This window comes from Streptomyces sp. NBC_00466 (assembly GCF_041433995.1).
Lineage (GTDB): Bacteria > Actinomycetota > Actinomycetes > Streptomycetales > Streptomycetaceae > Streptomyces.
On sequence record NZ_CP107896.1, the window covers coordinates 773,948 to 796,712 of the forward strand.

Genomic DNA, 22,765 nt, shown 5'->3' on the forward strand with positions numbered 1-22,765 from the left:
TTTCTCTGGCTACCCGGCCCGTCGAAAGGCGCACGATCGTTTCGCTTTTCTCGCGTATGCGAACGCCGGCAGGCCAGGCGAATCCTTTCCCTTTCTACACGAAACTCAGGGAAATGGGGGACGTGTTCCCGGCTCCATGGGGCGGGTACCTGGTCACCCCCTACGACCTGTGTGACCAGGTGCTTAGGGACCGTTCGTGGACTGTTCCGAGCAGCGAGTGGCGTACTCGGCAGGAGGACGCCGCTCGCTGGAGCGCACCCGCCTCGCTCCAGATGGGCGACACCCTCCCCATGCTCAATCCGCCGGATCACACCCGAATGCGGCGCTCCATGGGGCACATGTTCGACCGCAAATCACTTGAGATAATGAGTCATTCGGTCGACAGGAACACCGATCGACTGCTCGACCGGCTGACGGAGAAATTGCAGGACGGTGAAGCCGATTTCTGCAAACTGGTGAGCGATGAATTGCCAGTCGCTGTCATCGGCGAATGGCTCGGCCTGCCACCTGACGATTACCCTCTCATGCGCGATCTCACACACGACCAGGTATTCACTCAGGAATTATTTCCCTCGCACAGTCAGCTCGCGCTCTCGGATTCCGCTACAGCCCGACTGCGGGAGTATTTCACTGCCCTGATCCGGGAGCGCCGCCGGAACCCGGGGAACGATCCAGTGTCGGGCTGGATCCGGACCTGGGACGGGCTGGAGCCCGACCGGGGCGCCGCCGACGAAGCGGTCTACTCCCTCGCGCTCTTCGTGGTGCTCGCCGGACTCGAAACCACCTCCCACCTGCTCTCCGCCTCGGTACGGCTGCTGCTTGAACACCCGCTCCAGCTGGAGTGGCTGCGCGCGCACCCCGAGCACCTGCCGGACGTGATCGACGAGGTGCTGCGCTACGACCCGCCGATCCACATGATCAGCAGGATCGCCCCGGCGGACACCGTGCTCGGCGACGTGCTGATCCGCAAGGACGAGATGGTGCAGCTGCTCGTCGGCACCGCGCACCACGATCCGGCGAAGCACGACGACGCCGAATTGTTCAACATCCACCGCAGGGCTTCGCACTTGAGCTTCGGCGGCGGAATTCACTACTGCCTCGGGGCCCCGCTCGCGCGGCTGGAGGCAACATCCCTGCTGACCGGTGTGCTCAGGCGACTGCCGGGGCTGCGTATCAGCGGCTCCCCGGTCTGGGCGCCACGCGTGGCATTCCGCCGGCTCACGGAACTCATGGTCGTCCAGGACTGAAGGGCCGACAGGCCGACCGGCCCTTCGGAAAATCGGAATGCCTCAGTCAGCCCGAGGGAACTGCATATGCCACGGGCAAGAGCAAAAGGAATAGAAGCACATCGTGGAAGATCTCAAGACTCTCCGTGTGACGCATGAAGGTGCCGTACTGAAAGTGGAGTTGAGTACTCCGGAGACCGGCAATGCGATCTCCGGTCGCATGCTCGACGAACTCCTGTCCGTACTCGATGACTTGCACGACGATCCCGGAATCAGAGTGCTGGTGCTGTCCGGCTCGGGGGACAATTTCTGCCTCGGCGGTGAGCGCAGCGAATTCGCCACGCTGCTCGCCACGGAGCCCGGCGGCGCCGGGCTCCACGCGCTGGGCAACAAGGCGCGCCGGGTCTGCGACGCGCTCGCCACCGCCCACGCGGTGACCATCGCCCGGCTGCACGGCGGCGTGATCGGCGCCGGTCTCGGACTTGCCGTCTTCTGCGATCTGCGGGTCGGCGCGGACACCAGCCGGTACCGGATGCCCGAGCTGGGGCTCGGCGTTCCGCCCGCCTGGGGTGGCGTACTGCCCCGGCTGCTCAACGAAGCGGGAACCGCCAGAGTCCGCGAACTGATCCTGACCTCGGACAACTTCGGCGCGGCGAAGGCGGCCGAGCTCTCCGTACTCCACAAGGTCGTTGCGGAGAGCGAGCTGGACGGCGCCGTCGCCCGGTGGATCAGACCGCTGGTCCGCCGGTCGCCCGCCGCGCTGCGCAGCGCGAAGGTCATGCTCAACGCCTACGCGGGGGCCAGCCGGCTCGCGGACGCCTCGCTCTTCGACACGGAACTGCTGCTCGCATCGGTGACCGCCGCCGAAGCGGCGCGGCAGCGCTGACGCGACGGCCGTACGGAGGGGCCGCCGGGCCACCCCCCGGCTCAGCCCCCTCAGCTGTCACCGGCGATGAACTCCCGCAGCGCCGCGACCAGTTGTTCCGGATGGTCCTCCGCGATCAGCGTCCCGCTGTCCTCGATCTCCAGGAGCCGTCCCTGCGGCAGCAGTTCGGCGAGGCGCCGGCCGTGGGCCCTTGGCATCATGCGGTCCTCCAGTGCCCACACCACCAGCGCGGGCTTGTCGAACGTCCGCAGTCCCTCCGCGGCCTCCAGCAGCTCGCCCTTGCGTACGCCCAGACCGTAGCGGCGGAAGTCCTCACGGATCGCCTTGTCGGTGAGGAGCGGGCGCAGCCAGCCGTCGACGATCTCGTCGGGCACGGGCCGCTTGGTGAGCGCTCCGAAGCCCACCGGCAGACGGCGCAGCGGCTTGATCGCGAGCGTACGGACCAGCAGGGGGATGCCGCCCGGCATCCGGCAGGCCAGCACGATCAGCTTGCCCGGGATGCCCGGCGGGTAGTTGTCGAAGGCCTCACAGGACGTCAGGACCAGCCGGGCGAGCCGCTCCGGGTGCCGGGCGGCGACGGTCTGGGCGCGGCCGCAGTCGTTCTCGACGAGGGTGACGTCCCGCAGCTCCAGCCGGTCGAGGAACTCGGCGATGAGCTCCGCCACCGAGCCAGGGGTCAGCGGTACGTCGCGGCGCATCGGGGTGCGGTGCGCGCCGTACGGCAGGGTGGGCGCGAGCACGCGGTGGCCGGGGCGCAGCCCCTCGATCACCTTGCGCCAGACCGTGGCGTCGTGGACGAGCCCATGGAGGAGGACGACGACGGGGCCTGCGCCACCGGTGTCCACGTAGTCGACAGTGCCTGCGGTGAGTGAGATCTCGGGCATGTCAGGACAGTACGGCGACTCCGTCGATTTCCACCATCGCCTGCTCGTCCCAGAGCCGCGTGGCGCCGATCACCGCCATGGCCGGGTAGTCGCGGCCGGCCAGCTTCCGCCAGATACGGCCCAGTTCGGCGGCGTGGACGCGGTAGGCGGCGACATCGGTGGCGTACACCGTGACCCGCGCGAGGTCGGACGGACCGCCGCCGGCGGCGCGCAGCGCGGTGAGCAGGTTCGAGAGCGCCACCTCGAACTGGGCCGGAAGGGTGGCTCCGGTGACCTCGCCCGCCCGGTCCAGCGCGGTCTGCCCCGCCAGGAAGACCAGCCGGGTCCCGGTGGCGGCGACGGCGTGGGAGAACCCGGTGGGCGGGGAGAGATCCGGCGGGTTGACTCGGTCGAGGCTCATGCGTACAGCTCCTTGGCGATGACGGTCCGCTGGACCTCGGTGGCGCCCTCGTAGATCCGCGGGGCCCGGACCTCGCGGTAGAGGTGTTCGAGGAGGTGGCCGCGCTGGAGGGCGCGCGCGCCGTGCAGCTGGACCGCGGTGTCCACGACGTACTGGGCGGTCTCGGTGGCGAAGAGTTTCGCCATGGCGGAGCGTTTCGCGATGCCGGGGTCGCCCGCGTCGCAGGCGGCCGCGGCCGCGTGGACCAGGAGGCGTGCGGCCTCGGTGCGGGTGGCCATCTCGGCGACCTGGTGGGCCACCGCCTGCAGGTCCTTCAGCGGGCCGCCGAACGCGGTACGCCGGGACGTGTGGCCGATGGTCGCGTCCAGGGCGGCCTGTGCCATGCCGACGGCGAATGCGCCCACGCTGGGGCGGAAGAGGTTCAGGGTGTTCATCGCGACCCGGAAGCCCCGGTCCGGCTCGCCCAGGACGTCCTGTGGCCCGACCGGCACCCCGTCGAAGTCGAGCGTCCCGATGGGGTGCGGTGAGAGCATGTCGAGCCGCGAACCCGTCAGCCCCTGGCGGCCGGCCGGCACCAGGAACGCGGTGACCCCGCGGGCTCCGGCGCCCTCGGTCGTACGGGCGAAGACGGTGTAGAAGTCGGCGTCGGGGGCGTTGGAGATCCAGCACTTCGCACCGGTCAGCCGCCATCCGCCGCCGTCCGGGGCGGCGTTGAGCTCCAGTGCGGCGGCATCCGACCCGGCGCCTGGCTCGCTCAGCGCGAAGGCGGCGACGGCCCGGCCCGCGATCACTTCGGGCAGCAGCCGCTCGCGCTGGTCCGCGGTGCCGGCCTGGACGAGGGCGTAACTGCCGAGCCCCTGGAGCGCCAGCGCGGTCTCCGCCTCGGTGCAGCCGTACGCCAGCGATTCGCGCAGCAGACAGAGGTCCAGCGCGCCCGCGCTGAACAGCCGCTCCAGCAGGCCCAGTTCGCCGAGGGCAGCGACCAGGGGGCGGTTGACCCGGCCGGGCTCCCCGGCCGCGGCGAGCGGACCGAGCCGTTCGGCGGCCAGGGTGCGCAGTTCGGCGCACCACTTCCGCTGGTCCGGATCCAGTGCGAATGCGGTCATCCCCGATCCCCTCTATCGTGAACCGTTGACTGTCGTCACGCAAACGATACGCTCCATATGCGATGCCGCCTAAGGGGGCGATCCTGTGATGGAGCTGAAAACCTCAGCGCACGTCGACACTTTTCCCCGCGACCAGCTGCCGCCCGCCGACCGGTGGCCCCGGCTGCTCCTCGATGATCTTCCCGGGCCGGCGTATCCGGACCGGCTCAACTGCGGGGCGGAGCTGCTGGACCGGACCGTCGAGCGCTTCGGCGCCGACCGCCCCGCCTTCCGTACCGGCACCGGTGAGCTGTGGACGTACGGCGAACTCCGGGCCGAGGTCGGCCGTATCGCCCATGTGCTCACATCGGATCTCGGGGTCGTGCCGGGCAACCGGGTGCTGCTGCGCGGTCCCACCACACCGCATCTCGCGGCCTGCTGGCTCGCGGTGATGAAGGCGGGCGCGGTGGCGGTGACCGTACTGGCCACCCAGCGCCCGCACGAGCTGGCCGAGGTGTGCTCCCTCGCCCGGATCAGCCATGCGCTGTGCGACATCCGCGCCGTCGACGACCTGGTGAAGGCGGAGGCCCCCGCGCTGCGGATCACCACGTACGGCGGCGAGGGGCCGCAGGACCTGCTGCGGCTGGCAGCGGCCAGACCCGATGTGTACGAGGCCGTCGCGACCTCCGCCGACGATGTGGCGCTGATCGCCTTCACATCCGGCACCACCGGGCGGCCGAAGGGCTGTATGCACTTCCACCGCGATGTGCTGGCCGTCGCTGACACCTTCGCGCGGTACGTGCTGAAGCCCCGCCCCGACGACGTCTTCGCGGGCAGCCCGCCGCTCGGTTTCACCTTCGGCCTGGGCGGTCTGGTGGTCTTCCCGCTGCGCGCCGGCGCCTCGGCCCTCCTGCTCGAACGGTCCGGGCCGCGCCAGCTGCTGCCCGCGCTCGCCAGGCACCGGGTGTCGGTGCTGTTCACGGCGCCGACCGCGTACCGCACGATGCTGGACGGGCTGGACTCGTACGACCTCTCGGCGCTGCGGCGCTGTGTCTCGGCCGGGGAGCATCTGCCCGCGGCCACCTGGCACGCCTGGCACGAGCGGACCGGACTGCGCATCATCAACGGCATCGGTGCGACGGAGCTGCTGCACATCTTCATCTCGGCCGCGGACGAGGCCGTGCGCCCCGGGACGACGGGCGTTCCGGTGCCCGGCTGGCAGGCGCGGGTGGTGGACGGCTCCGGCCGCCCGGTGCCCGACGGCGAGCCGGGTCTGCTCGCGGTGCGCGGCCCGGTGGGCTGCCGCTATCTGGCCGACGAACGCCAGTCGGAGTACGTGCGGGACGGCTGGAACCTCACCGGCGATACGTATCTGCGCGACGGGGACGGCTACTTCACCTATGTGGCACGCGCCGACGACATGATCATTTCCGCCGGGTACAACATCGCGGGCCCCGAGGTCGAGGGCGCGCTGCTGCGCCATCCCGACGTCCTGGAGGCAGCGGTGGTGGGCCGCCCGGACCCGGAACGGGGGCAGGTGGTGGTGGCGCATGTGGTGCTGCGCGCGGGGGCGGCGCGGGAGGCGGAGCCGCTGCGGGAGTTCGTGAAGTCGGAGCTGGCGCCGCACAAGTGCCCGCGGGTGGTGGTGTTCGCGGACGCGCTGCCGCGGACCGGGACGGGGAAGCTCCAGCGGTTCCGGCTGGGGTGAGCGGGTCGACGACGCGGGCCCCGCCCCGGAAACTCACGTGCCGCGCGCGCCACCGCCCCGCACCATGGGCAGCATGACATGGACCTTCACCCGGGACCTGGACGACTTTCTCACCACCGCGGAGCCTGCCGTCGCCGCACACCCCGCCCAGAACACGCTCCTCCTGACCATTACCGCTGCCCTCAAGCGCCATGGTCCGCGCTTCTACGGGGACGGCGCGCCGCTTTACGGCTGGTGGCGCTCTCCGGCCGGTGCGGTGGACGGCGCCGTCGTGTGGACGCCGCCGCATCCTCTGCAGGTCGGGGTGGTGCCCGACGAAGCCATGCCATCGCTCGCGAACGCCTTCGACGAGTGGGGGGTGACCGCCGTCAACGCCGAACGGTCCGTGGCCGACGCGCTCACCGCCTCGTGGCCCGACCGGACCACCACTCAGGAGCAACGCCTCTACCGGCTGTCCGAGTTGATCCCGCCGTCGCCCTGCCCTGCCGGGCGGGCCCGGGCCGCCACGGCCGCCGACCGTGAGCTGCTGACGGAGTGGCACCGCGCCTTCGGCCGCGACACGGGGCAGCCGGTGGCCCGGGTCGCGAGCTCCGTCGACGACCGGATCTCGTACGGCGGGCTGGCTCTCTGGGAGCACCGGGGCGTCCCGGTGTCCATGGCCGGGGTGACCCGTCCCACCGCGGGCACTGTCCGCGTCGCCCCCGTGTACACCCCGCCCGGCCTGCGCGGTCGCGGCTACGCGGCGGCGGTCACCGCGCACATCAGCCGCGCGGCGCTGGACGCGGGCGTGGCCGGTGTGCTGCTCTTCACCGACGTCGCCAACCAGACCAGCAACGGCGTGTACCGGCGCATCGGATACCGTCCGGTTGCCGACCGGGCCGTCGTCACCAGGACGCTCGGCGCAGCCGTCACTTGAGGGTGAGTCTCGGCTTCGGGGCGTCGGTTCTGCCGGTCCTGGGGGCGCGGCTGCCCGCCCGATACGGGAGGGGCCAGGGTGCGGCCGGGCCCTCGTACCCCTGCTCCGCCGCCGCGTGCAGGGTCCAGTGCGGGTCGTACAGGTGGGGGCGGGCCAGCGCGCAGAGGTCCGTACGGCCCGCGAGCAGCAGCGAGTTGACATCGTCCCAGGAGGAGATCGCGCCCACCGCGACCACCGGTATGTCCAGTTCGTTGCGGATCCGGTCGGCGAAGGGGGTCTGGTACGAGCGGCCGAACGCGGGTTTCTCGCCAGGGACGACCTGCCCCGTGGACACGTCGATCGCGTCCGCCCCGTGGGCGGCGAAGGCGCGGGCGATCCCGACCGCCTCGTCGGGTGTCGTACCACCGGGTGCCCAGTCGGCGGCGGAGATACGGACCGTCATCGGCCGGTCGTCGGGCCAGACGGCCCGCACCGCGTCGAAGACCTCCAGGGGGAAACGCAGGCGGCCCCGGAGCGGGCCCCCGTAGCCGTCGGTGCGCAGATTGGTGAGCGGGGAGAGGAAGCCGGAGAGCAGATAGCCGTGCGCGCAGTGCAGTTCGAGCAGGTCGAAGCCCGCCCGCGCGGCGCGGCGGGCCGCCTCGGTGAACTGTTCGCGCACCGCGCTGAGTCCGGCCGCGTCCAGTTCCGCCGGGACCTGGCTGACGCCCGGCAGGTACGGAAGCGGGGACGCGGCCGACAGCGGCCAGTTGCCGTCCGGGAGCGGCTCGTCCATGCCGTCCCACATGAGGCGGGTGGATCCCTTGCGGCCGGAGTGCCCGAGCTGGACCCCGATGGCGGTGCCTGGCGACTGCTCGTGCACGAAGGAGGTGACGCGGCGCCAGGCCGTCGCCTGTTCGCCGGAGTAGAGACCGGTGCAGCCGGGTGTGATGCGGCCCTCGGGGCTCACGCACACCATCTCGGTCATCACCAGACCGGCGCCGCCGAGGGCGCGGGCGCCCAGGTGGACGAGGTGGAGGTCGCCGGGGACACCGTCGTGCGCCGAGTACATGTCCATGGGCGAGACGACGACGCGGTTGCGCAGTTCGAGACCGCGCAGCCGCAGCGGGGTGAACATCGGCGGTGTGCCGTCCCGGCAGCCGAAGTCGCGTTCCACGGTGTCCGTGAAGGCGCGGTCGCGCAGCCGCAGATTGCCGTGCGTGACCCGGCGGCTGCGGGTGAGCAGGTTGAAGGCGAACTCCCGTGGTGGCTGTCCCAGATACATGTCCAGCTGCTCGAACCACTCCAGGCTGGCTCCGGCCGCCCGCTGGGTGGAGGCGACGACCGGGCGGCGCTCGCTCTCGTACGCGGCGAGGGCCGACGGCAGGTCGGGCTGCTCCTCGATGTTCGCCGCCAGCGCGAGGGCGTCCTCGACGGCGAGCTTGGTGCCGGAGCCGATGGAAAAGTGCGCGGTGTGGGCGGCGTCGCCGATCAGCACCGTGTTCCCGTGCGACCAGCGGTCGTTGACCACGGTGCGGAACGCGGTCCAGGTGGAGTTGTTGCCGGTGAGCGGCCTCCCGCCGAGCGCGTCGGCGAAGATCCGGGCGCACCGCCCGGTGGACTCCCGCTCGTCGCAGCGGTCGAGCCCGGCGGCCCGCCAGACCTCCTCGCGCATCTCGACGATGACGGTGGAGGCCTTGGGCCCGTACGGGTAGCCGTGCAGTTGCATCACGCCGTGCGCGGTCTCGGCGATCTCGAAGCGGAAAGCGTCGAAGGCGAAGGGCGCGGAGAGCCAGATGTAGCGGCAGCGGTGGGTGGTGACACGGGGCGCGAAGACCTCGGCGTAGGCCCGGCGGGTGGCGCTGTGCACTCCGTCGGCGGCGACCACCAGGTCGTGGTTCGCGGCCAGTTCGGCGGGCGGGGGTGCCTCGGTGCGGAAGCGGATCCGTACGCCCAGCGCGCGGCAGCGCTCGTGCAGGATCTCCAGGAGGCGGCGCCTGCCGAGCGCCGCGAAGCCGTGGCCGCCCGAGGTCAGGGTGGTGCCGCGGTGGACGATGTCGATGTCGTCCCACCGTACGAACTCATCCTGGAGCGCGCGGTGGACGGCCGGGTCCGCCTGCTCGATGCCGCCGAGGGTCTCGTCGGAGAGGACGACACCGAAGCCGAAGGTGTCGTCGGGGGCGTTGCGCTCCCAGACGGTGACGGACCGGGCGGGATCGAGCCGCTTGAGCAGGGCCGCCGCGTAGAGCCCGCCGGGCCCGCCGCCGACGACCGCGACCCGCAGGGCGGCGCCGGGGCGCTCCCCCGTACCGGCCGCCACGGCTACCTGCCCTGCCACTTGGGGGGCCGCTTCTCGGTGAAGGCGGCGTGGAACTCGGCGTAGTCCTCACCGTTCATTAGCAACGCCTGGGTGGTGGCGTCCAGTTCGACCGCGGCGGCGAGCGGCATGTCGAGTTCGGCGGTGAGCAGCGCCTTGGTCTGCGCGTACGCGAGCGCCGGGCCCCCGGCGAGGCGGCGGGCCAGCGCGGCGGCCCGCTCGTCCGCCCGGCCCTCGTCGGTCAGCTCGCTGATCAGGCCGATCCGCTCTGCCTCCGGCGCCAGTACGGGTTCCCCCAGCATCAGCAGCCGGGTCGCGTGCCCGAGGCCGACGACGCGCGGCAGCAGATAGGCGGCGCCCATGTCGCCGCCGGACAGCCCGACCCGGGTGAAGAGGAACGCGAAGCGGGCGGTCGGGTCGGCGACCCGGAAGTCGGCGGCCAGCGCGAGGACCGCGCCCGCGCCCGCCGCGACCCCGTGCACGGCGGCGATCACCGGGAAGGGGCACTCCCGCAGCGCCCGGACGACCTGTCCGGTCATCCGGTTGAAGTCGAGGAGCTGGGCGGTGTCCAGGGCCAGGGTGGCGCCGATGATCTCCTCGACGTCGCCGCCCGAGCAGAATCCGCGCCCCTCGCCGGCGAGAACGAGCGCGCGTACCGACCGCTCGCGGGACAGCTCGGCGAGCAGATCGCGCAGATCCGCGTAGGCGCCGAAGGTGAGGGCGTTGAGCTTTCCGGGGCGCGCGAAGGTGACGGTCGCGATCCCGTCCTGCCTGGTCACACGGAGATGGTCCCAGTGCTCCACAGAGTCTGCTGAGCCGGAAAAGGGGCTCATGGTGTGCGGCCTCCTTCGGTCGGGGGACTCGTCCGGAGACCGGTCGGAGACCCGGTGGAAGAGCGGCGTGCCCCATCAAATTATCACTCCCCCGTGACTACCGTCACGAGTACGCGATAAAGAAAATGACGGAGAACGTGACAGAGCCTCCCACCGGAAGTCCCGTCAGAATGTGGCACAGGTCCCATTTCCTCCCGGCCGCTGCCTCTACTCGCAACGCCTCCGGCTCCGTATCGTTGAAATCAGGACAACCCCCTCCACACCGAACGGAACTCCAGCCGTGCCGGACACCTCGCGCCCCGCCTCGTGGCGCATCGCTCTGCCGCACACCGCGGCCGCGGTGCCGATAGCGCGTGCGCTGATCCGTACGGTGCTCGCCGACCTGGAGGGCGAGGACGCCGCGGACTCCGACACGGCCGAGCTCCTCACGTCCGAGCTGGTCGCCAACGCCGTGGAGCACACGCTCGGCAGCGACCCCATCGAGCTGGTCGTGGAGGTCCTGCACACCGGCTGCCAGGTCGAGGTGCATGACCGGGACCCGGTGGCGCCCGGCGCGCTGACCCGGACGCCGCCGGCCGGCCCGCCCGACCCCTTGCAGGAACACGGCCGCGGCCTGCTGCTCATCCGGACGCTCAGCTCGTCCTACGGCCACCGCCCGACCGAGCACGGGAAGGCCGTCTGGTTCACGCTGCCGGCGGGTCCTGCGGACTGAGGGGTCCTTAAAGCTGCTGCGCTCCGAGCCGCGAGCGGCGGCGCCCGTAGGCGGCGTAGACGACTGCCCCCGCCAGCAGGAAGCCCGCGAACTGGAGCCAGGTCCGCCAGCCGGTCCCGTACATCAGGTACACACAGAACCCGACCCCCAGCACAGGGCTGACGGGGAACAGCGGCACCCGGAAAGTGCGCGGGAGCTCCGGGTGGCTGCGGCGCAGCGCGATCACCGCGACGTTCACGGCCACCATCGTGGCCAGCGCCCCGATCGTTGTCAGGTTCACCACCACGTCGAGCGAGGCGAACGCGGCCGGAACGGCGACGACGGTCGCCACGATCCAGGTATTGGAGACCGGCGTCGAGGTCTTCGGGGAGACCTTCTCGAAGACCGCGGGGACCAGCCCGTCGCGGGACATCGACATCAGGATGCGGGTCTGCCCGTACATCACGGCGAGCACCACCGATGCGATGGCGACGACCGCGCCGAACGCGATGACACCGCCGCCGACCGATGAGCCGGTGACCTGGTTGACGATCAGGGAGAGCGCGGCGGGCCGGTCGGCGACGGCGGGCGCCCCGAACGCGCCGATGGCCGCCACGGCGACCGCGCAGTAGAGCACAGTGACGATGCCGATACAGATCATGATCGCGAGCGGGATGTTGCGCCGAGGGTTCCTGACCTCCTCGCCGGCCGTGGTGATCGCGTCGAAGCCGATGTACGAGAAGAACGCGATCGAGGCGCCCGAGGTGATGCCGCCGACACCGTCGGGTGCGAACGGCACCAGGTGGCCGTCCCGGAACGCGGTGAAGGCGATGGCGCAGAAGGCCAGCAGGATGCCGATCTTCAGGACGGCCATCGCGGCCGTGGCGCGGGCGCTCTCCCGGACACCGCGCACCAGCAGCACGGCGGCGAGTCCGATCACCACGACGGCGGGCAGATTGATCACTCCGCCGTCGCCGGGGCCGCTGGAGAGCACGGCCGGCAGCTGCCATCCGGTGAGGCTGTTCAGCAGTTCGTTGAGGTACTGACTCCACCCGACGGCGACCGCGCTCACCGAGATGCCGTACTCCAGGAACAGGCACCAGCCGACCAGGAAGGCGGTGCGCTCGCCGAGCGTGGCGTACGCGAAGGAGTACGAGCTGCCCGACACCGGGATCGCGCCCCCCAGCTCGGCGAAGGAGAACGCCGTGAAGACACAGGTGATCGCGGCGAGCACGAACGAGACCATCACCGCGGGACCCGACTTGGCCACGGTGTCGGAGAGGCCGACGAAGATCCCGGTCCCGACGATGGCCCCGACACCGAAGCACACCAGCTGGAAGAGCCCCATGGTGCGCCGGAGGCCGTGCCCCTCCAGATCCGCGCCGGATTCGGCGATCAGGAGTTCGGGGGACTTGACGCGCAGTCCCGGCGAACGGGGCAGCCGGGGCGGACGCGGTTCTGCGGGGCGGGGGGAACGCATGGGGGCGGGTCTCTTTCCGGACGTGCGCGGAGCGGCGCGCACAGCAGCACACACAGCGAAGTGGGGTTCGAGCGTGCGAGCCCGAACCCCACCAATGGACGACATAGTAGCCGCCTTATCGCATATTCACCCAATTGGGCGTATGACTATCCCTTGCCCGCCAGGGTGGCGACCAGGACGGCCTTGATCGTATGCATCCGGTTCTCCGCCTCGTCGAACACGACCGAGTGCTCCGACTCGAAGACCTCGTCGGTCACCTCGAGCTCGCTCAGCCCGAACTGCGCGTGGATCTCGCGCCCGACCTTGGTACCCAGGTCGTGGAAGGCGGGCAGGCAGTGCAGGAACTTGACCCCCGGGTTGCCGGTGGCGCGCAGCACGTCCATCGTCACGGCGTACGGCCTGAGCGCGGTGATGCGCTCGGCCCAGACCTCCTTCGGCTCCCCCATCGACACCCAGACATCGGTGACGACGAAGTCACAGCCCTGCACGGCCTCGGTGATGTCCTCGGTGAGGGTGACGGTCCCGCCGCTCGCCGCGGCCAGCTTCCGCGCCTGCGCGACGACGTCGTCGGCGGGCCAGTAGGTGCGGGGTGCGGCGATCCGGACGTCGAGTCCGAGGAGCGCACCGGTGATCAGGTAGGAGTTGCCCATGTTGAAGCGGGCGTCGCCGAGATAGGCGAAGGCGATCTGCTCCAGCGGCTTGTCCGTGTGCTCGGTCATGGTGAGCACGTCGGCCAGCATCTGGGTGGGGTGCCAGTCGTCGGTGAGTCCGTTGTAGACGGGGACCCCGGCGTGCTCGGCGAGCTCCTCGACATGCGGCTGGCTGTCACCGCGGTACTCAATGGCGTCGAACATCCGGCCGAGCACCCGGGCGGTGTCCTTGAAGGACTCCTTGTGCCCGATCTGTGAACCGGAGGGGTCGAGGTACGTCGTCGACGCCCCCTGGTCGGCGGCGGCCACCTCGAAGGCGCAGCGCGTCCTGGTCGAGGTCTTCTCGAAGATCAGGGCGATGTTCCGGCCGCGCAGCCGCTGCACTTCGGTGCCCGACTTCTTGGCCGCCTTGAGCTCGGCGGCCAGCTCGACCAGAGCGCGGAACTCCTCCGCGGTGAAGTCGAGCTCCTTGAGGAAGTGGCGGCCTGCGAGGTCTATCGCCATGGTGGCTGCTCCTTGGGGCGCGAATAGAGGGAGAGGGACGGGACGCAATGGAATTCTATGCGATTGAACGCATCACTATACGGTACGCCGTCAAACGGCATCCCGCTGGACCGGGCAGCTCATGCACCGCGGCCCTCCCCTGCCCCGCCCCAGCTCGCTGCCGGGAATCTCGATGACTTCGATGCCCTCCTTGCGCAGATGCGTGTTGGTGGTGAAATTCCGCTCGTACGCCACGACCACACCCGGCTCGACGGCGAGGACGTTGCAGCCGTCGTCCCACTGCTCGCGCTCCGCCGAGTGCACGTCCTGGGTCGCGGTCAGCACCCGGATACCGCTCAGCCCCAGCGCCCCGGCGATGGCGTCGTGCATCCGCTCCGGCGGGTGGTCGGTGACCTTCAACTCCTGGTCACCGTCGCCCGGTTCGATGGTGTACGAGCGGAGCATCCCGAGTCCCGCGTACTGGGTGAAGGTGTCTCCGTCGACCATCGTCATCACGGTGTCCAGATGCATGAACGCCCGCCGCTTGGGCATGTCGAGCGCCACGATGGTGCGCGCGGAGCCGGCCGCGAAGAGTCCGCGGGCCAGCATCTCCACCGCCTGCGGGGTGGTCCGTTCGCTCATCCCGATCAGGACGGCGCCGTTGCCGATGACCAGGACGTCGCCGCCCTCGATCGTGGACGGGTAGTCGACCTGCCCCTGCGACCAGTGGTGGAAGGCGCCCGAGCCGGTGAAGAGCGGGTGGTGGCGGTAGATCGCCTCGAAGTGGACGGTCTCGCGCTGCCTGGCGGGCCAGCGCATCGCGTTGATGGAGACACCGTCGTAGATCCAGGCCGATGTGTCCCGGGTGAACAGGTGGTTCGGCAGCGGATCGAGCAGGAAGTCGTCCAGATCCATCACATGGAAGCGGACCGAGACCGGCTCCCGGTACCGCTCCAGGAACTCCCGTTTGGTCATTCCGCCGACCAGCACCTCCGCCAGGTCACCGACGGACAGGTCGTCGAAGACCGTCCGCAGATGGTGGGTGGCGAGCGGGCCGTACTCCTTCTCGTCGAAGACCCGGTCCAGGATGAGCGTGCGGGCCTCGGGCACCTCCAGCGACTCCCGCAGCAGGTCGTCGAAGAGATGCACCTCCACACCCCGCTCCCGCAGGACGTTGGCGAACCCGTCGTGCTCCTGGCGGGCGCGGCGCACCCACAGCACGTCGTCGAAGAGCAGTGCGTCCTTGTTGCTGGGGGTGAGCCGCTTCAGTTCCAGACCCGGCCGGTGAAGGATGACGCGGCGCAGCGGCCCCGTCTCGGAGTCGACGTGGAATCCCATCCCCCCATCCTGTCCCCGGTCGGCCCCGCTCACCCCTGAAGGTGCGGGGATGAGCGGGGCGTGTCCGGCCGCGCCCGTGTCCGTCTCCCGGGGGCGGGCGCCGCTCAGAGCCTCGGGTCCACCGGCTCCGACTCCAGGGCCAGCACGGCGAAGACCGCCTCATGGATCCGCCAGAGCGGTTCGCCGTCGGCGAGCCGGTCCAGCGCCTCCAGGCCGAGGGCGTACTCGCGCAGGGCGAGGGAGCGCTTGTGGCCGAGGAAGCGCTGACGGAGCCTGGCCAGGTTGTCCGGGCGGGTGTACTCGGGGCCGTAGATGATCCGCAGGTACTCGCGGCCGCGCACCTTGATGCCCGGCTGGACGAGCCGGCCCTTGCCGTCGCGTACCAGCGCCTGGAGCGGTTTGACGACCATGCCCTCACCACCGCGCCCGGTCATCTCCAGCCACCAGTCGGTGCCCGAGCGGACGGACTCCTTGTCGCCCGTGTCGACGATCAGCCGGCGGGTGGTCCGCAGGAGGCCGCTCTGGTCGTGCTCGACCAGCCGGTCGAGCCAGGCCAGCTGCTCGTCGTGGGGTACGGCGGCGAGGGAGCGGCCCTCGGCCGCGAGCAGCTGGAACGGTGCGAGCCGTACGCCGTCCAGGCCGTCCGTCGTCCAGCAGTACCGCCGGTACGCCTCGGTGAAGGCGACCGCGTCATCGGCCCTCGCGCGCTGCCCGGCGAGCAGCCCCCCGACCTCCACGCCCCGCGCGGCGGCGGCTTCCAGTGCCCCGACGACGCCGGGGAACACGGCGCGCGACGCGGCGCCCACCGCCGCGTACTGCTTGCGCAGCAGCCCCGTGGCCTTGAGCGACCAGGGCATCAGTTCCGCGTCGAGCAGCAGCCAGCCGGTGGCCAGTTCGTCCCAGAGTCCGGCGTCGGTGACGGCCGTGCGCAGCCGTCCGAGGATCTCCTCGGTGACGGCGGGGTCGTCGAAGAAGGGGCGGCCGGTCCTGGTGTGCAGCGAACCGGTCGGCCCGGACACCCCGAAGCGCTCACTCGCTGCTTCGGCATCCCGGCAGACGAGGGCGATCGCGCGCGAGCCCATGTGCTTCTCCTCGCACACGACCTTCGCGACACCGTCCGTCCTGTACTGGGCGAAGGCCTCGGCGGGATGTTCCAGATAGCCGTCCAGATGCGAGCTGCCCGTGGGGGACATGGTCGGCGGAAGGTACGCGAGCAGCTGCGGGTCGACCGCGAAACGGCTCATGACCTCCAGCGCCGCCGCCGCGTTCTCCTCGCGGACCGCGACCCGGCCGGTGTGCCGGGTCTCCACGACGCGCCGGCCGCTGACGTCGGCGAGGTCGAGCGGGCGGCCGTCGTGGCCGCCCGGCGCCTCGGTGGTGAGCGGGCGGACCGGTTCGTACCAGACCTGTTCCGCGGGGACGTCGACCAGTTCGCGCTCGGGCCAGCGCAGCGCCGTCATCCGCCCGCCGAAGACCGCGCCGGTGTCCAGGCAGAGGGTGTTGTTGATCCAGCTGGTGCTCGGGACGGGCGTGTGTCCGTAGACGACGGCGGCGCGGCCCCGGTAGTCCTCGGCCCACGGGTAGCGCACGGGCAGGCCGAACTCGTCGGTCTCGCCCGTCGTGTCCCCGTACAGCGCGTGGGAGCGGACCCGGCCGGAGGTGCGGCCGTGGTACTTCTCGGGCAGCCCGGCATGGCAGACGACGAGCCGGCCGCCGTCCAGGACGTAGTGGCTGACGAGCCCGTCGACGAACTCCCGCACCCGCTCGCGGAATTCCGGGTCCCGCGCGTCCTCCTTCTCCAGCTGCTCGATGGTCTCGGCGAGTCCGTGACTGTGCTGGACCTTCCGTCCCCTGAGGTAACGGCCGAGCTTGTTCTCGTGGTTCCCGGGCACACAGAGCGCGTTGCCCGCGGCGACCATCGACATGACCCGGCGCAGCACACCCGGGCTGTCCGGGCCGCGGTCCACCAGGTCGCCGACGAAGACCGCGGTACGGCCTTCGGGGTGCGCACCGTCGGTGTAGCCGAGACGGGTGAGCAGGGATTCCAGTTCGGAGCTGCAGCCGTGGACGTCACCGATGATGTCGAAGGGGCCGGTGAGATGGGTGAGGTCGTTGTACCGCTTCTCCAGGACGACTTCGGCCGCATCGGCCTCCGCCGCGCTGCGCAGGATGTGCACCTTGCGGAAGCCTTCGCGCTCCAGGCCGCGCAGCGAACGGCGCAGTTCGCGGCGGTGCCGCTGGATGACGTGGCGGGGCATACCGGCCCGGCCGGGGCGTACGGCGTTGCGCTCGGCGCACACCTCCTCGGGCAGGTCGAGCACGATCGCGATGGGCAGTACGTCGTGCTCGCGCGCCAGCCGCACCAGCTGCTTGCGGCTCTCGGGCTGCACGTTCGTCGCGTTCCCTGTCAAGTTCTACTGTTCACATCGAGCGAATCCCGGCGGGGCCATGAACGCGGTTGACTCACTGCCTCAGTTGGTGGACGGGGCGCAGCCTGCGGTGCTTAGCGGTCGGTTTCTTCGAGAGGGCTCGGGAATTCCAATCGGGAAGCTGGATCCCCCCAAGGAGCATGGTCGCCTCCGCATGCGCCAAGTAATGTGACTCCGCATGATCGAAGCCGAATATGAGATCAGCGAGGATCTGGTCCGCGACCTGCTGCGGGACCAGCATCCGGACTTGGCCGCGCTGCCCATCCGCGAGGTGGTGGGCGGCTGGGGCAACCAGATGTGGCGCCTCGGGGACGAGTTGGCGGTCCGCATGCAGCGGATGGACACCAACCCGGATCTGCAGCTGAAGGAGCGCCGGTGGCTGCCGACCCTGGCCTCGGGCCTGCCGCTGCCGATCCCGGTCCCCGTGCGGGACGGTGCGCCGTCCGAGCGCTTCCCCAAGATCTGGACCGTCATGACATGGGTTGAGGGCACGCCGCTGGACCACGGCTCGATCACCCGCAGCGACCATGCGGCCGACATCCTGGCGGCCTTCCTCAAGGCACTGCATGTGGAGGCGCCCGCAGAAGCGCCGGACGCCTCGGACCGCGGCGGTCATCCCAAGGAGTGCACGGAAGGCTTTGAGCACTTCCTGAGGGCGGTGGATCTCGGCGACTTCGCGGAGGACGACATCCGGGCCGTGTGGGACGACGCGGCCGCGGCTCCCGGGTGGGAGGGCCCGCGGGTGTGGGTTCACGGCGACTTGCATCCCGCGAACGTCGTCGTCGCGGAGGGGACACTGGCGGGCGTCGTCGACTTCGGCGATGTCTTCGCCGGCGACCCGGCATGGGACCTGGCGGCCGCCTGGGTGCTGCTCCCTGCGGGCGGCTCCTCGCGGTTCTTCGACAGCTATGCGCAGGCGGACGAGGGGGCGGTCCGACGGGCGCGTGGGCTGGCCGCAATGAAGAGTCTGTTCCTGATGCTGATGGGCCAGAACGGGGACCGCGGCCTGCCCGGTGGCAAGCCGAACTGGGGGCCCGCAGGCCGGTCGGCACTTGATCGTGTCCTGAAGGGCCTTTGACACCGGCATCGATCGACCGGGCCTCTCTGGCCGCCGTGCACTCGGCCGCCGCGTCGCTCACCCCCGCTGTCACTTCGAAGCAGCTCCCGCAGTCACGCAGAATGACAGCCCTGGGAGCCTGACGGCTTCAGGCCTTCGGCGGGCGGAGCGGAACGACGTTGTTCGGTGCAGGTGCGTTTCCTGCTTGCCTGTCGTCCTCTTGAGTGAGCACAGCGCTGGCGAGGGCGAGCCTCGTCACCTGCTGGCGGAGCTCTTCGATCTCGGCTCTCTGATTGGCAATGGTCTTCTTCAGCTTGGTGACCGTTTCCCGGAGTCGTTTCTCGGTCTCCGGGACTTGGTGGGTTTCGACGCGGACACGTTCGTAGAACTCGTTCTTCAGGTCGACGTGCCGTTTGAGGAGGGCCATGCGGTGGACGTCGGCCTCGGCGGCGAGGGCGACGACGGTGAGGCTGCCGTTGGAGGCGGTGGCCTGTCCGGTCAGGAGTCGGTCCATGGCCTCGCGGATGCGGGCGCGCTCGTTCTGGTGCTGGTGGTTCATGTGAGGGCCTCTGCGGGGTGCGCGGTGCTGTCGTGGGTGGCGGCCGTCTCGCGGAGTCGGTGGGCGTTGGCCCGCAGGCGTCTGCTGACCGGGCCGGGGGTGTGGGCGGCGAACTGGTCGAGTTCGTTGGCACGTTCACGAAGAAGGCGGGCGTGGGTGTCCGTGCGGACCGTGTTGCCGCAGCCGGGCCGGCAGTCGTACTGCCGTGGGGCGGTCGCGCCGGGCTCTGGCTCGCAGAGCGCGTTGTCGTGCTTGAAGGCACAGATCAGGAACGCGTCGGGGTTGTCGTAGAGCACGATGCCGTCGCGGGCCAGAAAGGTGCTGGCCTTCCTGGCGAAGGTGCGGGGGACAATACGCCCCTCGAAGCGAGGGGTATGGGCGGCGGCGGTCAAGGCTCGGCGGGCTGCGGGCCCGGATACCTTCTCTCCGGCGGCAACGCGGTCACGCAGCCGCGCTGCGGTGTCGGCGGCGGCGAGGGCCGTTTCGACGTCGAGGATGGCGTGGATGCCGCGGCGGCCGCGGGCGCCGTAGCCACTTGAGGTGCGGGCATCGAGGACGGTCCGCATGTGCCCGTACTGAATGGCGAGCGCGATCAACCCTCCGGGACGTCGGGCAATGTGCCAGGCAAGAGATCTTCTGAACCGCCCCAGACCGATCGCGCCGTGGGGATCGTTCGGGATGGCCTGGTCGGACAACTCCTGCGCCCTGGCCTCGCGGTTCACCCAGGTCACGAAGGCTTCGATGCGCAAGGCCAGCGTGGACTTCTTCAGCGCGCCCCCATATCCGTGGCGCGAGTGGAACTCGTGGTGGGCGGTGCCGAGGAGGAGTTCCCCTTCCGGAACCATCCGCTCCAGCACGCGGATGGCGTGGACCACCGGCGTGATCGCGACCCAGGGCACTTGGCGTACTTCACCAGCCGAGATGTGGTTGCCGTCGTCGTCTGTGACGGTCTTGTAGTGATGGCTGTGGATCAGGTGCTGACCCTCGGCGCCGTCAACGCCTGGTTCGGGGTCGGGGCAGCAGCCGGAACGCAGTCCCTGCATCTCCTGCGGACGCATCCCGGTCAGGTAGAGCAGGACGATCGTCGCGGCCGTACCCAGGTTCCGCATCAGTTCGGCGGCCTCGTTGAAGTCCACATGCTCGCGCCATGGCTTGCCGTTGATCTGCCCGGTGACCGGCACCCGCAGCGGACAGGGCCCTGGCCGCGACGCGGCGATCTCCGCGAGCCCGTGCTGCTTGACGAACCTCCAAACCTGACCGCGGTTGGAGCCGGTGAGTGCGGCGATGTAGGTGGCGGCCACCTGGATCTCGCGTTTGCCAGAGCTCGCCGGCAGCGGGTGACCGGCCCGCGCCATGGGCAGCAACCACTCCTCAAGCCCAGCCCATCCGGCTGGCGTGGCCTTCGTGGCGGCGGCAACGGCGATCAGTCGGCGGCGCTCGGCCCAGGCCGCCAGGATGTCGTCGGCGAACTCGTCGACAAAGCGGATGGCCCAGATCAACAGCGGCCCGAGAACAAGCGGGTCCAACGGCTCCGTCGCGTTCTCCCCGCCCGCGGCCGTCATGGCTGGGGGCAGGAAGTCGTCGACTCCCTCTGTCTCCCATGGAGGTCGGGTGATGCCCGTGGAGCGGGCGCTGAGCTGGTCGAATGCCCACAGGTTCGTCAAACGGACAGCGATGATCGCTGCGGTGTCACGGGACACTCGGACCATGCGCTCGCTTGCATAGGCTCGCCACTGTGTGTCGGTGCAGGCGTGCAGGCTGGTGATCTGGCGTTCGTGCAGCCAGCGGGCGAGGCGCATCCACTCCTGGCAGGTGGCGAGCATATCGGTGCCGCCCGAACGAGATCGCGCCTGGACGCCTCGGGTTTGGAGGTAGGTGGGCCTCAACTGGCCGTTGATCATTGTCCAGGTGGCTAGTTTCACCTGGTCCCGAAGGGGGCCCGGGCAGTTCTTCCAGTGGAGGTTGACCAGACCGGTGCCAGGATTGTCGATGAGCGGCGCCATGGACCACACCTCGTCCTGGTAACGCGAGTTCGGGTGCGTGTTGCCGGGGCTGATCCACTCAGGCAGCACCACGGGACTGTCCGGGCGGGGCATGGCGAGCACGTACGTATCGGTCTCGGCAGCGGTGCCGACGGCGGTCATGGGGCGAGCTCTCCCTTCAGTAGAAGGTGGACCAGGGTGCGGTCCTCGTCGTTCACGCGGGCGAGCGCCGCGTTCCAGGCCACCGGGCCGACCTTGTCGCGCAGGTCCTCAAGACGGAGCACGTGTTCGCTCCACCGCTCGTGCCACGAGCGGTCGGGCAGGACGGAGCGGAGACTGTTCAGCTCTCGGTGCAGCTGGGCGAGCCGTGGGTGATGGCCGGGATGGACACGGGCGTTGGGGCAGGCCAGGCAGAGCATGAAGTCCGCTCCGCAGCCGCCTTGCGCGTCGGGCCAGGGGCTGGACGTCTCGTCCGCGCAGTCCGCGGCCACGGTCTGTCCGTGCCCCGGGTCCGGGGTGTCGGCGATGTCGCCGGCGAACATCACGGCCTGGGCCTGGGCGAGGGCCTCTTTGGCGCCAGCCTCGAAGACGCTCCGCGAGGCCCTTTGAACATGCTCATCTGGCAGCATGTAGATGCTCTCGTGAGTGCCCTGCGCGTGCTGAAGGGGACGCCCCTCTCGTGTCACCGCGGTTCTGCGGGTCCGCTGGAACGGCGCCCCTCCCAGACCATGCGTGATCCCCCAGTGCTGTGCGTCGCCGTTTCCGATACCGAACGACAGAGGGCCCACTGGGCGGGGCCGTTCCGTGTGCTGATGTCGCTTGCTGGGGTAGTGCATACGCGCGACCATCAGAAAGTCGGTGCCGGGCTCCAGCCGGGCGGCAAGAGTCCGTCCGTGTGCGGTGGCCTCCAGCGCCTGAGTGATCAGCCTGCCAGCCGAATCGGCTCCGGAGTCGGTGGCGTTCTCCGTGGAAAACCACCAGCCTCCGCCTTGCCGGCGCTTCTCCACCTGAATCTGGTAGGTCACCGTGGCCGTCCCTCCGGCCGACGGGGCCGTGGTCGGGGCCGGCAACCGGTCATAGACCGATAGATTCCAGCCGAACCGGGCGGTCAACAGCACGGCCAGCGCCGTGAGCTCGGAACGGGAGAGAAACAGCCTGCCCCACGTGCACTCCGAGCCGGTGCCGCCCAGAAGTCGGCGTTCTCTCACGTTCACCGCTCCGCTCGGCGAGACCGTGTGCGGGACGTAGCCGGTCCGCGCAAGGTGGTCGAGAATTTCACCGAGGCGCCCCTCCCTGCTGCCCTCAGTCAGGTCACCGGCCCGCCAGCTCTCCAGCAGGCGTGTGTTCTCACGGATCCGCAGCAGAGCGGTTCGGAACTGCCGCTGTGCCGCCAGCAGCACCCGCTCCCGCTCATCCTCTCCGTACGACTGCTTGATCGGCACCTGCTTAGGAATGCGGCGAGCCAGTTCCTCACCCACCGGCCCGCCGGCCAGCCTCGGATCCGCCCGCAGCAACGGCCTCACCTGACGCAGCACACTCTTCCCGCTGTTGGTGCCGATGTGCGCCGCGCGCCAGCGCTTGAGCATGGCGGTGGTCAGATCCCCCAGGTCTTCCGGGGGATGCTCCAGCTCGGAGACGAAGCGCGCGAACGCCTTCACCGTGATCCAGGAAGCCTGCGCGGTCATATGACTGTTCCAGCCCGCAGACCGGGCCGCGAAGACCCTGGCCAGTGACCGCTGCATCAGCTCGGCAACCGGCAACTCGGCGAAGTCGAACGGCATCTCGTATCCGGCCTTGTTGACGACCGCCACCACGAGCCCGTCGGGAGCCAGCGGCGGCTCGGTGCGGTGATCGGCCGGCGGCAA

Annotated in this window: 18 protein-coding genes; 6 read left to right on the plus strand and 12 right to left on the minus strand. The window is 70.3% G+C overall.

From position 1 onward, the window contains the following. The first annotated feature begins 56 nt into the window (after window positions 1-56). A complete protein-coding gene (locus OG210_RS03415) occupies window positions 57-1,247 on the plus strand; it encodes a cytochrome P450 (protein WP_371540159.1) in 1,191 nt (396 codons plus the stop codon). Between the two features lie 100 nt (window positions 1,248-1,347). Beyond that, window positions 1,348-2,112 (plus strand): enoyl-CoA hydratase/isomerase family protein, encoded by a 765-nt coding sequence (locus tag OG210_RS03420; protein ID WP_328335641.1) that lies wholly within the window; start codon window positions 1,348-1,350, stop codon window positions 2,110-2,112. A 50-nt stretch (window positions 2,113-2,162) separates the two neighbouring features. Here the strand turns inward: OG210_RS03420 and OG210_RS03425 are convergent, their stop codons facing one another. The 3 genes from OG210_RS03425 to OG210_RS03435 are packed head-to-tail and all read right to left on the minus strand — an operon-like array spanning window position 2,163 to window position 4,502. Further along, the gene (locus OG210_RS03425) at window positions 2,163-2,996 is read right to left on the minus strand and encodes an alpha/beta fold hydrolase (protein ID WP_371534961.1); all 834 of its coding nucleotides are present in this window, start codon (window positions 2,994-2,996) and stop codon (window positions 2,163-2,165) included. A gap of 1 nt (window position 2,997) precedes the next feature. Beyond that, on the minus strand, window positions 2,998-3,396 hold the full coding sequence (locus tag OG210_RS03430) for a RidA family protein (protein WP_328332550.1): 399 nt from the start codon (window positions 3,394-3,396) through the stop codon (window positions 2,998-3,000). Continuing rightward, a complete protein-coding gene (locus OG210_RS03435) occupies window positions 3,393-4,502 on the minus strand; it encodes an acyl-CoA dehydrogenase family protein (protein ID WP_328332548.1) in 1,110 nt (369 codons plus the stop codon). The genes OG210_RS03430 and OG210_RS03435 overlap by 4 nt, the downstream gene beginning before the upstream one ends. Before the next feature lie 88 nt (window positions 4,503-4,590). Between OG210_RS03435 and OG210_RS03440 the strand changes: the two genes are divergently transcribed. Both OG210_RS03440 and OG210_RS03445 read left to right on the plus strand, forming a co-directional pair. After that, window positions 4,591-6,189 (plus strand): AMP-binding protein, encoded by a 1,599-nt coding sequence (locus tag OG210_RS03440; protein WP_328332546.1) that lies wholly within the window; start codon window positions 4,591-4,593, stop codon window positions 6,187-6,189. A gap of 73 nt (window positions 6,190-6,262) precedes the next feature. After that, a complete protein-coding gene (locus OG210_RS03445; protein WP_328332544.1) occupies window positions 6,263-7,105 on the plus strand; it encodes a GNAT family N-acetyltransferase in 843 nt (280 codons plus the stop codon). On the opposite strand, the gene OG210_RS03450 is transcribed toward OG210_RS03445, so the two are convergent. Continuing rightward, window positions 7,098-9,419, minus strand: a complete 2,322-nt coding sequence (locus OG210_RS03450; protein WP_328332542.1) for a bifunctional salicylyl-CoA 5-hydroxylase/oxidoreductase — start codon at window positions 9,417-9,419, stop codon at window positions 7,098-7,100. The genes OG210_RS03445 and OG210_RS03450 overlap by 8 nt on opposite strands. Further along, entirely contained in the window at window positions 9,404-10,231 is an 828-nt protein-coding gene (locus OG210_RS03455) for an enoyl-CoA hydratase family protein (RefSeq protein WP_328332540.1), read from the minus strand. The genes OG210_RS03450 and OG210_RS03455 overlap by 16 nt, the downstream gene beginning before the upstream one ends. 280 nt (window positions 10,232-10,511) lie before the next feature. On the opposite strand from OG210_RS03455, the gene OG210_RS03460 reads away from it, so the two are divergent. Continuing rightward, on the plus strand, window positions 10,512-10,943 hold the full coding sequence (locus tag OG210_RS03460) for an ATP-binding protein (protein ID WP_328332538.1): 432 nt from the start codon (window positions 10,512-10,514) through the stop codon (window positions 10,941-10,943). Window positions 10,944-10,950: 7 nt separating this feature from the next. Here the strand turns inward: OG210_RS03460 and OG210_RS03465 are convergent, their stop codons facing one another. The 4 genes from OG210_RS03465 to OG210_RS03480 form a co-directional block, all read right to left on the minus strand. Next, window positions 10,951-12,402 (minus strand): amino acid permease, encoded by a 1,452-nt coding sequence (locus tag OG210_RS03465; protein WP_328332536.1) that lies wholly within the window; start codon window positions 12,400-12,402, stop codon window positions 10,951-10,953. Window positions 12,403-12,548: 146 nt separating this feature from the next. Then, entirely contained in the window at window positions 12,549-13,556 is a 1,008-nt protein-coding gene (gene argF / locus OG210_RS03470) for an ornithine carbamoyltransferase (protein WP_371534962.1), read from the minus strand. Between the two features lie 90 nt (window positions 13,557-13,646). Beyond that, complete coding sequence (locus OG210_RS03475; RefSeq protein WP_328332532.1) at window positions 13,647-14,873, minus strand: arginine deiminase; 1,227 nt, start codon at window positions 14,871-14,873, stop codon at window positions 13,647-13,649. Between the two features lie 104 nt (window positions 14,874-14,977). Continuing rightward, the gene (locus OG210_RS03480) at window positions 14,978-17,263 is read right to left on the minus strand and encodes a polynucleotide kinase-phosphatase (protein WP_371534963.1); all 2,286 of its coding nucleotides are present in this window, start codon (window positions 17,261-17,263) and stop codon (window positions 14,978-14,980) included. A gap of 217 nt (window positions 17,264-17,480) precedes the next feature. Between OG210_RS03480 and OG210_RS03485 the strand changes: the two genes are divergently transcribed. Beyond that, complete coding sequence (locus tag OG210_RS03485) at window positions 17,481-18,380, plus strand: aminoglycoside phosphotransferase family protein (protein ID WP_331719856.1); 900 nt, start codon at window positions 17,481-17,483, stop codon at window positions 18,378-18,380. 127 nt (window positions 18,381-18,507) lie between these two features. On the opposite strand, the gene OG210_RS03490 is transcribed toward OG210_RS03485, so the two are convergent. From OG210_RS03490 to OG210_RS03500, 3 genes are read right to left on the minus strand one after another with little or no spacing between them, the layout of a single operon-like run. Further along, window positions 18,508-18,918 (minus strand): hypothetical protein, encoded by a 411-nt coding sequence (locus OG210_RS03490; RefSeq protein ID WP_331719855.1) that lies wholly within the window; start codon window positions 18,916-18,918, stop codon window positions 18,508-18,510. After that, complete coding sequence (locus tag OG210_RS03495) at window positions 18,915-21,062, minus strand: integrase (protein WP_331719854.1); 2,148 nt, start codon at window positions 21,060-21,062, stop codon at window positions 18,915-18,917. The genes OG210_RS03490 and OG210_RS03495 overlap by 4 nt, the downstream gene beginning before the upstream one ends. Beyond that, complete coding sequence (locus OG210_RS03500; RefSeq protein WP_331719853.1) at window positions 21,059-22,765, minus strand: hypothetical protein; 1,707 nt, start codon at window positions 22,763-22,765, stop codon at window positions 21,059-21,061. The genes OG210_RS03495 and OG210_RS03500 overlap by 4 nt, the downstream gene beginning before the upstream one ends.